Annotated in this window: 10 protein-coding genes; 5 read left to right on the top strand and 5 right to left on the bottom strand. The window is 41.2% G+C overall.

Translation table 11 applies throughout. The features are described from left to right. The 4 genes from mazG to prmC all read left to right on the top strand — a co-directional run. Nucleotides 1-778, top strand: a 778-nt coding sequence (mazG, locus tag AC3LHT_RS06460) for a nucleoside triphosphate pyrophosphohydrolase (RefSeq protein ID WP_488662325.1), incomplete at its 5' end; no start/stop codon positions are given. Continuing rightward, on the top strand, nucleotides 775-1,812 hold the full coding sequence (locus AC3LHT_RS06465) for a SurA N-terminal domain-containing protein (protein ID WP_488662326.1): 1,038 nt from the start codon (nucleotides 775-777) through the stop codon (nucleotides 1,810-1,812). The genes mazG and AC3LHT_RS06465, both read left to right, overlap by 4 nt. Nucleotides 1,813-1,824: 12 nt before the next feature. After that, complete coding sequence (locus AC3LHT_RS06470) at nucleotides 1,825-2,127, top strand: metal-sulfur cluster assembly factor (protein WP_290647066.1); 303 nt, start codon at nucleotides 1,825-1,827, stop codon at nucleotides 2,125-2,127. Then, complete coding sequence (prmC, locus tag AC3LHT_RS06475) at nucleotides 2,124-2,966, top strand: peptide chain release factor N(5)-glutamine methyltransferase (protein ID WP_488662327.1); 843 nt, start codon at nucleotides 2,124-2,126, stop codon at nucleotides 2,964-2,966. The genes AC3LHT_RS06470 and prmC overlap by 4 nt, the downstream gene beginning before the upstream one ends. Here prmC and AC3LHT_RS06480 read toward each other — a convergent pair. The 4 genes from AC3LHT_RS06480 to AC3LHT_RS06495 all read right to left on the bottom strand — a co-directional run bounded on the left by AC3LHT_RS06480 (nucleotide 2,950) and on the right by AC3LHT_RS06495 (nucleotide 6,297). Then, nucleotides 2,950-3,711: an SIR2 family NAD-dependent protein deacylase gene (locus AC3LHT_RS06480; protein ID WP_290647064.1), complete on the bottom strand. Its 762-nt coding sequence runs from the start codon at nucleotides 3,709-3,711 to the stop codon at nucleotides 2,950-2,952. The genes prmC and AC3LHT_RS06480 overlap by 17 nt on opposite strands. Next, nucleotides 3,698-4,288, bottom strand: coding sequence for a DUF4897 domain-containing protein (locus AC3LHT_RS06485; protein ID WP_290647063.1), 591 nt, complete (start codon nucleotides 4,286-4,288; stop codon nucleotides 3,698-3,700). The genes AC3LHT_RS06480 and AC3LHT_RS06485 overlap by 14 nt, the downstream gene beginning before the upstream one ends. A 67-nt stretch (nucleotides 4,289-4,355) precedes the next feature. Next, on the bottom strand, nucleotides 4,356-5,690 hold the full coding sequence (locus AC3LHT_RS06490) for an MATE family efflux transporter (RefSeq protein ID WP_488662328.1): 1,335 nt from the start codon (nucleotides 5,688-5,690) through the stop codon (nucleotides 4,356-4,358). A 52-nt stretch (nucleotides 5,691-5,742) separates the two neighbouring features. Then, complete coding sequence (locus AC3LHT_RS06495; RefSeq protein WP_488662329.1) at nucleotides 5,743-6,297, bottom strand: hypothetical protein; 555 nt, start codon at nucleotides 6,295-6,297, stop codon at nucleotides 5,743-5,745. Between the two features lie 161 nt (nucleotides 6,298-6,458). Between AC3LHT_RS06495 and AC3LHT_RS06500 the strand changes: the two genes are divergently transcribed. Continuing rightward, nucleotides 6,459-7,388: a glycerophosphodiester phosphodiesterase gene (locus AC3LHT_RS06500; protein ID WP_488662330.1), complete on the top strand. Its 930-nt coding sequence runs from the start codon at nucleotides 6,459-6,461 to the stop codon at nucleotides 7,386-7,388. A 17-nt stretch (nucleotides 7,389-7,405) separates the two neighbouring features. On the opposite strand, the gene AC3LHT_RS06505 is transcribed toward AC3LHT_RS06500, so the two are convergent. Then, a complete protein-coding gene (locus AC3LHT_RS06505) occupies nucleotides 7,406-7,897 on the bottom strand; it encodes a GNAT family N-acetyltransferase (protein ID WP_290647059.1) in 492 nt (163 codons plus the stop codon). Nucleotides 7,898-8,054: the final 157 nt, after the last annotated feature.

Genomic DNA, 8,054 nt, shown 5'->3' on the forward strand with positions numbered 1-8,054 from the left:
GGACACAGGTGAAAAATTCGAAAGACTTATTGAAATAATGCAGATACTCAGAAGCGAAACCGGTTGCGAATGGGATAGAAGACAAACTCACTCTACATTGAAACCCTATTTGATCGAAGAAGCTTATGAGGTTTTAAATGCCATAGATAAGAACGACGACGAGGAACTAATTGAAGAACTTGGTGATGTGTTATTGCAGGTAGTCTTTCACGCTCAGATCGCATCAGAAAGAGGCGTTTTCGATATTTCAAAAATCGTTGACAGGCTAATAGACAAGTTGATAAGGAGACATCCGCATGTTTTCGCAAAGTCGGAAGGATATTCATATCGTCAATGGGAAGAAATCAAAGCCTCTGAAAAGGGAAAGAAAATGGAATCTGTTATCGGTGAAATAAATAGGGCTCTTCCAGCTCTCAGCCTTGCTCGCAGGGTGCAAGAAAACGCTTCAGAGGTGGGATTTGATTGGGAAAACAACTCCGGAGTGCGAGAGAAAATCGGAGAAGAGTTAAAAGAACTGGAAAAAGCGCTGGATAGCAAAGATCCTGAAAAAATAGATGAGGAATTTGGCGACTTACTTTTTTCTCTGGTGAACTTATCAAGGTTCTTAAAAGTGGATCCAGAACTCTCTTTAAGAAGATCCACAGAGAAGTTCGTGAACCGGTTCAGGGCTATGGAGAGTCTCATAATGGAAGAAGGGTTGAAAATCGAAGGCCTTTCTCTCGAGGAACTTGACACTTATTGGAATAAGATAAAAGAAATAAAGGAGGGTGACAAATGAACAAGACATTGCTCGTTATTTTTGCTACATTTCTACTGTCAATTTCCTGTTTTGCAGATGCTACTGGTACCTCACTCATCATCGAGGCAACTCCTACCATAACGCCTGTGGCAACTATAAATGGAGAAGTCATCACTCAAAGCTTTTTCAACACTATTGTGATGCCTCGCTATCTGAAAATATCACAGAAGATTTCAGAAGTGGACCAGTTGTTTTCCGATGTCCTTTTGGGTACTGAAGCAGGAAGTCAGCTTTTGAAAGCCTATGAACAGAAAGTGCTCGAAGATCTGATAAGAAAGAAGCTCATTGTCCAATACGCTGTAATGAATGGTATGGACCTCGATCGTGAGGCCATTTATTCTCAGGTACACGAATATGTATTGAAAAGCTTAGAAGAAAGCAGTGTATCGCTTAAGGAAGCGGATGCTTATTATATGTTGAAAGGATATCCAGAAGGAATAAAGTCGTATGAACTACAAGTGGTTGAAGGAATTATTTTTGAAAATGCTTTTAATGCCCTATTCAACGCTGTTACTGCCGATGCTTCAAAATCAGTGACCGACGAAATGATTCAGCAGTATTACAACGCAAGTCCCGACGAATTTTCGATAAAGGGTGAATTTGTAGAGTTTTACAGAGAATCTTTCGATAGCTTTACCAAAGCCTATTCTTTCTTGCAAAAACTCAAGAGTGTTTCAGACCCAACGCTCGAATTCAGTTCTGGTCCAGTGAAATATGGAAGGGCTGATGTCGAAAAGATCAATCCAGAACTCGTAAACAAGCTCTTTGACAATTTCCAGCCGGGTTTGTTGAATTCCATCGAGAAAACGAGCGATGGAGAGTATCTCATACTCTATCTTGTGGATTACAGCCAGGAAGGTACGGCTGTCAAACCCCTGGAAGCTGTTAAAGAAGATATAAGGGGAAAATTAGTGGAAGAGATGAAAAAGCAGCTCTGGAATCAGTGGCTTGAAGAAGATTTCAAAACTTTTTACGAGTCTTCAGCTATTGAAATTTCAGAAGAGTTTAAATGATGGAGGGAAATCATGGCTGTTACTAAAGAACAGGTAATGGAAGCTTTAAAGCAAGTATATGATTTGGAAGTCGGTTTTGATGTGGTAAGCCTTGGTCTGGTATATGGCGTGGAAGTTGACAACGAAAACAACGTTAAAGTAACAATGACCATGACTACTCCGATGTGTCCTCTTGCCGGGTTCATCCTTGAAGATGCCCGGTCAAAGGTTCAAGAAGTCGAGGGTGTGAACAACGTTGACATGGAGCTGACATTTGACCCACCCTGGACACCAGATATGGCATCAGATGAGGTAAGAAAAGTTTTGGGTCTATGAGATTAAAGCCTTTAGAAATACTCAAAGACTTTGAATCAAAACTGAAAGCCGCGGGGAAAGATATTCCCCGCTATGTTTTAATGCAGCTTCTCAGAGATCTCTTTTCCATGCCTGAGAGTAAAATTCTTCTCAATGAAGATGTTGAATTTCCTGATACGGCAATTGAAAAACTTGAAGATGCTTTAGGACGCTTGTTGAAAGACGAACCCTTAGATTACATTATAGGCTGGAAAAAGTTCATGAATGTTGTTCTTAAGGTTGATAGAAGGGTTCTCATTCCAAGACCGGAGACAGAAGGGCTGGTTGAAATGGTGCTTTCAGAATGCAACAGCAACCGTTTTTTTGCTGATGTAGGCACGGGAAGTGGTGCTATTGCTCTATCCATAGCCAAAGAATTGCCAGATGCCATGGTATATGCAACCGATATTTCCAGCGATGCGCTTGAACTCGCCGCTGAAAATGCGTGCACAAACCAAATAAGAAACATCAAATTTCTTTTGGGACCTTGTTTAACACCCATAAAGCCATTTATTGACGAAGTAGAGGTTATAGTGTCAAATCCGCCGTATATTAAAGCAGAACACCTTTCCACTTTGGATAACAGCGTGAGAAAATACGAACCGTTGACTGCCCTGAATGGCGGAGCCGATGGCATGAGTTTTTATAGAGAATTTCTCAAAGAATTACCTCATGGGAAAAAGGTCTTTCTTGAAATTGCGGATTACTCAGCAACAACACTCGAGAAGCTCGTGAAAGAACTGAGAAACGATTATGTGATTCACCTGAAGAAAGACCTGTTTGGGTTGCGAAGGTACGCAATACTCAATCCAGTTCTTTGAACTTTTCTAAAACAGCTTTTGAAAAGGCCTCTAAATCACAATCGAATTTTAAATTGGCCATGTAATCTAAAGCTGTCTCTCCACGATTGATTATTAAAAGGTAAGCGCCATTTTCAGCGGCTATCCGGGGGAAACCTGCTGCGGGATAAACGTTAAGAGATGACCCCATCACAACGAAAAGCTGGCAACTTTGGCTACTTTCTCTAGCACGTGCTAACGCGCTTTCAGAAAGAAACTCCCCAAAAAAAACGACGTCAGGTCTTATAAGGCCGCCACAAGAGCAATAGGGAACTGGTTCGAACTTCAATTTCTCGGCGATTTCTGCGACTGTGTAAGTTTCACCGCAATCCATGCAGTAAAAATTACCCGCATTCCCGTGAAGCTCTATGACACCTTCCATTCCTGCTTTTTGATGCAGTCCATCTATATTTTGTGTAATCACCGTTTCGATAAAGCCATGTTTTTGAAGAATCGCTAGTAAAATATGGGTCTCATTAGGTTTTACATCTTTGAGCATGTGAATCCGATTCATGGTTAGAGAGTAATACTCTTGAGGTTGCTCCAGAAAGAAATCCAGCTCAAAGACTCTTGGAGATATTTTACTGTATAAGCCATCGGGACCTCTAAAATCCGGGATACCACTCGCGGTAGATACCCCAGCTCCAGTTAAAACTACAACTGGCTGCAAGGAGCTTATGAGTTCTACGAATTTCTGGGAGTATTTTTCGATATCAGTCTTCGACAACAAACACCACCTCAGGGAATTTTATCTTACCAGTGTTGCTCCAGATGAGAAGATTTTCGGCTGGCCTGCTTGTGGGCTGTGGGTTAACGCTAAGAACCTTTGCGCTGACTGGCAGAGTTATTGTGAGAACAGAATCACCCGAGAGATCCAATTCAACGTCACCGAGCGAAGTGTTTACCTGACCATCTTGAACGCCTGCAAAACCCTTGACAACAGCTACTTCTCTGATTTCTACAATATCATAAGAGAGAACTGTTGCGGTTGACTGGAAATCTTCGACGGTCAGTATTCTGCCCAAATTCTTGGAAAAATCCTCGAGTGAATTCTGGAATTCAGAGATCTTTTCCGAGGGGCTTTTTTTGAACTGCTCAAGGAAGCCTTCTATCTGCTGAGGTTTTAGAAATTTTATCTGCATGACACTGTCCATTTTCACAGTACCCTGTGAATCATAAACATAATTGCTGCTATATGAAACTGTCTCAATTTTCAGCTTATTTGACAGACTCATAAACATATTCACAGCAGTTATGGCAACCATAACAACAACGATGATAATCAACAATGTATTGAACTTCATGCTCTTCCTCCATTCATCATAATATCGTATATATCATAACATCAAAAGGCCCTGGTTGTAATATTCACTACTCGATAACGTTTCTCATCCATTTTCTGGAACGGAATCTGAGATTTCCAACGAAAAGCTTAAAAAGCTCCTCAGGAAGCATCATTATGTAAATCGCGGGAACACTCAATTTGAAGATCAGGCCACCAAGGATGACCAAAGGGACTCCAATAAGCCACAGGCTTGAGATTTCCAGAAGAAATACCATACGAGTATCACCACCGCTTCTCAACACTCCCACAAGGTTGACGGCGTTTAACATCTTTATGGGAAGGGCAGCAGCAACGATTATGATGGACAGCAGCGCAGTTGTTCTAATAAAATCGTCAATGTTGTAAAACCTTATAATAATCCGGGAAAGCAGGATAATAGCCAAACCGGCAAGAGACGAAATGATTAGCGTAATTCTAAGCAGCCTTTTAGCACTTTTAAAAGCCAGCTCGAAGTTCTTCTTTCCCAGTTCAGACCCTACTATGACAACTGCCGCAGAACCGATTCCACCGAAGAAAACAAACCCAAAACTCTCGATAGTGCTTACAATGTTTCTTGTGGCAATTGCAGCTGTACCCACCCTGGCAAATACAAGGGAATACACTGCCATTCCAAGACTCCACATAAACTCATTGGCAATTACCGGTGAAGCGATCTTCATCATCTTGGCGAAGAAAAATCGATCGAATTTCAGGAAACTCCGTAGAGAAATTTTCACCGGGGTTTTCTTTCGATAGAGAACAAAGAGGTAAAGTAAGAACTCAATAAATCTCGAAGTCAGTGTGGCGATTGCCGCTCCAGCGACACCGAGTTTTGGAAAAGGACCAACGCCAAAAATAAGTAAATAATTACCGAGGGTGTTAATTCCAAGTGCTACTAAACTAATATACATCGGTATTTTAGCCTTTTCGACTGTTCTCAGAGCAGATGCCATAACGAAACTGAAAGAAGTGAAGAATACCGTAAAAGCCACTATCGTTGAATAGGAAATACCCATGCTAACCACGGAAGCATCTTTTGAAAAAAGTCTCAGGGTTTGCCCGGGGATGAAAAACAGGATGACGAAAAAGATAAAGGCAGCACTGAAGGTAACAAAGAGCATGTGGACAATCGTCTTTTCGATATTCTTTGTGTCCTTTACGCCCCAGTATTGAGAGATGAAAACTCCCGCGCCGCTGGCAGCCCCAAAAGTGACGAGCATAAGTATAAACATAACCTGATTAACAAGGCCAACCGAAGCTATCGCAACAGCGCCAAGCTGACCTATCATCAGGTTATCAACAAGATTTAACCCCACAGATATGAGATTTTGAATGGTAATCGGGACAGCGATATTCAAAAGCTTCTGCCTGAAAGTGTTCAAAAAGCACACCCCCGTTTATGCTATCCCGAAAATTGTAACATGAATCAGGAAATCAAGGCATAAAAAAGCCCAAAAGCACGGCGACAACTGCTATCACTACTCCTCCTACTGCAATCATGAAATTCAGGTTTGCCTTTTTGGACAATTGAGCGAGTTGCTCTTCAAGGCCAAAAACTTTTTCTTCCATTTTTGCTGATTTTTCTTCATAGTCAGAGAGCAGTGTTTTGAGGTTGGAAATGTCCTGCTCAATCTTTGTCAGTCGTAATTCAAGATCTTTTAGCTGTGATTGTAACTTCACCAGATTGCTCCCAAGGTCATTTTGAACACTTTTCAAATTATCGATCATTTCTTCGACATAATCAAGTTCGTCCACGAGCGCATCGATTTGTGAGCGTAATTCATTGAGTTGCTCTTGTGCCTTAAGAGAAACGGAAGCAGTGCCGCTCAAAAGATCGGAAATCTGAAGTTCGAGGTTGTTTAATTCCTGAATAAGAGCAGTTTTTTTGGAAATGAGATCTTCAAGCGTATTTTCCGTTGCTGCCTCGGTTTCTGAAAAAGCGACTGTCGTTAAAAGCACAACAAACAACAAGAACCAGAAACGTTTCATGCTATCACCTCCATCCAAGAGATTTATTCCTAAAACGATGCCATGATTAATTTGTCAAAAAAACAAAAATAGAAGTTCAATCTGATTTTACCATTATAGTTTCCGCTGCCATAATTCGAGTTGAGAATGTTAGAATTGTTGCATGTAGAGGGGGGGATACGATGTTAAAAAAACTCACCATATGTTCGGTTCTTTTAATCGCGATAACATTGTTTTCTTTTGACGTTCAAGGGCATAGAGGTTGCAGAGGGCTAAGGCCTGAAAATACCATTGAGGCTTTCGAATTTGCCCTTGAGGAAGTTGGTGTAACAACCCTTGAACTGGATATGGGGATAACAAAAGATGGAATTCCCGTGGTAATTCACGATAGATACTTAAACCCACAAAAGGTAAGAAAAAATGGCAACTTTATAGATAAAAAGATTTTCATAAAAGACCTTACGTATGACGAACTTCTTGAATACGATGTTGGGGTGATGAGAAAGGATTATTACTGGCCGTACCAGGTACCTGTACCGGGGGCAAAAATTCCAAAGCTTGAAGAAGTGTTTAAGCTGGCAAAGGACTACATGGAAAAGACAGGGCGCAAGATCTGGCTAAACGTGGAAACTAAAGTGTCCCCCCTCTCCCCTGAAGAAACCGCGCCGCCTGAAATCTTCGTAGATAAATTGTTGGCTCTTGTTGAAAAGTACAACCTTCAGGATAACGTAATCATACAATCCTTTTATTGGAAAACCATCATGCTCGCAAAAGAAAAGAATCCAGAAATCAAAACAGCGGCTCTTTTGAGTATAGCCACGCTCAGCAATTCAAAATGGCTTGGCGGTTTGAAGAGTATGAAGTTTGGCTTCAATGTAGCAAAATTGGTAAAAGCCACTGGCGCGGATATCTTTTCACCAAAATACACCGACTTCAGCGGAAAAGTATTGAAAGAAGCCCAGGAGTTGGGCTTAAAGGTAATTCCGTGGACTGTGAATGACCCCTGCGACATACTCAAACTAATAGATATGGGTGTTGATGGTATCATAACGGATTACCCCAACATTTTGAAAGCCATTCTCATCGCAAAAGGTGTGGAGAGCTGCCAGTAGTTCAAGATGATTTCCTTTCATTTTTCAAAATTTCGAAATTCATCTTCAAGGATGGAATATTTGAGAATGTCCCAATACTTCCCGTTGTAGTAACGCGCTTCTCTGAGTACACCTTCCAGTTTAAAACCGAGCTTTTCTATTAGGCTCTTTGAAACGGCGTTGTATTCAAACACCTCAGCCTCAAGCCTGTGCAGGTTAAAAGTATCAAAAGCGTGCTTCATGAGAAGCTTTAACGCACTTTTCGCCATTCCCTGTCTCTGATATTCGGGAATGATGAAAATACTCACTTCCGCCTTTCTGTTGAACCACTTTATCGACTTCAGCGATACCTCCCCAATTACCTTACCATCTTTTTCAAGGCGAAAAACGATCTCCGAGGGCATCTCTTGCGGATACATGCGCTTCTCGGACATATTCAACAGAATTTCTTCCCGATTAATAAGTTCTCTTAACTCTGGGTCATCTTTACATGTAGATTTGAGATGAAAGCCTTCGCCTTTAAATATCAATGGAAACACCTCCTTTAGAGCAGTAAATTACTTTAGCATTATATGGTATTGTAACGATTTACAGGAAACTATATAGCCCGGTAAAGGTAAATCTGTTTTCGAAGTATTCGGTGAATCCGTTAAGGATAACTGATAGTACAGCCTGTGTTACGCAGCG

This window comes from Kosmotoga sp. (genome assembly GCF_982836095.1).

Coding starts and splice junctions, on each gene's coding strand:
- AC3LHT_RS06465 (WP_488662326.1), top strand. CDS start 775: ATGAACAAGACATTGCTCGTTATTTTTGCTACATTTCTACTGTCAATT.
- prmC (WP_488662327.1), top strand. CDS start 2,124: ATGAGATTAAAGCCTTTAGAAATACTCAAAGACTTTGAATCAAAACTG.
- AC3LHT_RS06485 (WP_290647063.1), bottom strand. CDS start 4,288: ATGAAGTTCAATACATTGTTGATTATCATCGTTGTTGTTATGGTTGCC.
- AC3LHT_RS06500 (WP_488662330.1), top strand. CDS start 6,459: ATGTTAAAAAAACTCACCATATGTTCGGTTCTTTTAATCGCGATAACA.
- AC3LHT_RS06495 (WP_488662329.1), bottom strand. CDS start 6,297: ATGAAACGTTTCTGGTTCTTGTTGTTTGTTGTGCTTTTAACGACAGTC.
- AC3LHT_RS06470 (WP_290647066.1), top strand. CDS start 1,825: ATGGCTGTTACTAAAGAACAGGTAATGGAAGCTTTAAAGCAAGTATAT.